The organism is Hyphobacterium lacteum, from assembly GCF_036330345.1.
Taxonomy (GTDB): Bacteria; Pseudomonadota; Alphaproteobacteria; order Caulobacterales; family Maricaulaceae; genus Hyphobacterium; species Hyphobacterium lacteum.
The window spans coordinates 1-1,130 of the sequence record NZ_JAZDRP010000018.1 but is presented as its reverse complement, the minus strand read 5'-3'; the positions used below and the strand labels follow the sequence as shown (position 1 = coordinate 1,130).

Genomic DNA, 1,130 nt, shown 5'->3' with positions numbered 1-1,130 from the left:
CCCAGCGTAAAACCTGTGACATCTTCAGAGAAAGTGAAGCTGGCCGTAAACGCCCCAGAAACCGGACCCGAAGGACCAGATATCGAAAGCGTGGGTGCCGTTTCATCGTTGGTGACGGCGAACTGGATAGCGGCTGTGTTTGCATTGCCCCCCGCGTCCTGCGCAGCTCCAGCACTGACATTGACCGTGACCTGTCCGTCCGTAGTGGGCGTGATGGTCGCCGTGTAGGTGGTGCCGGACCCAGACAGGTTGGAGGCCGACCCATTGCCGACAGATATGTCGCCTATCGCGAATCCCGTAACCGTTTTTGAAAAAGTAATGGTGGCGGTGAAAGCGCCCGCGACCGGACCGGTTGGACCAGTGATCGTTACCGTTGGCGGCGAGCTATCATTTGTGACTGTAAACTGTGTTGCGGCTGTGTTGGGATTGCTTGCGGCGTCCAGGGCGATGTTGGCGGCGACATCGATGGTGACCTGGCCGTCAGCTGTCGGTGTGATGGTGGCAGTGTAGGTGGTGCCGGCCCCAGACAAGTTGGAGGCGGTGCCATTTCCAACGGTGATATCCTCCAGCACAAAGCCTGTGACATTTTCGGAGAAGGTGAAGGTTGCGGTGAAGGCCCCTGCGACCGGCCCCGCTGGACCGGTAATGGTCAGCGTGGGTCTGTCGCTATCATTCGTCACTGAGAACTGGGTAGCCGCTGTGTTGTTATTGCCAGCGACGTCTTGGGCGACATTGGCGGCGACATCGATGGTGACCAGGCCGTCCGAGGCCGGTGTAATGGTGGCGGTGTAGGTGGTGCCGGCGCCAGACAAGTTCGAGGCAGCGCCATTGCCCACCGAGATGTCACCGAGTGCAAAGCCCGAAACCACTTCAGAGAAGGTGAAGCTTGCGGTAAAGGCGCCTGAGACCGGTCCTGCGGGACCCGCAATCGATACAGTTGGCGCGGTCTGATCGTTTGTAACTAAGAACTGTATTGCGGCGGAGTTGATATTGCCGGCGATGTCTTGAGCCGCATTCGCCGCGACATTGACGGTTACCTGGCCGTCAGCTGTGGGTGTGATGGTGGCGGTGTAGGTGGTGCCAGAGCCAGAGAGGTTCGAGGTTGATCCATTGCCAACCGAGATATCCCC

The 1,130-nt window shown here is 59.0% G+C and carries 1 protein-coding gene; it reads right to left on the bottom strand.

The window, feature by feature from the left end:
• Positions 1–1,130: Ig-like domain-containing protein (locus V0U79_RS13590; RefSeq protein ID WP_330200054.1), on the bottom strand; the 1,130-nt coding region annotated here is incomplete at both ends.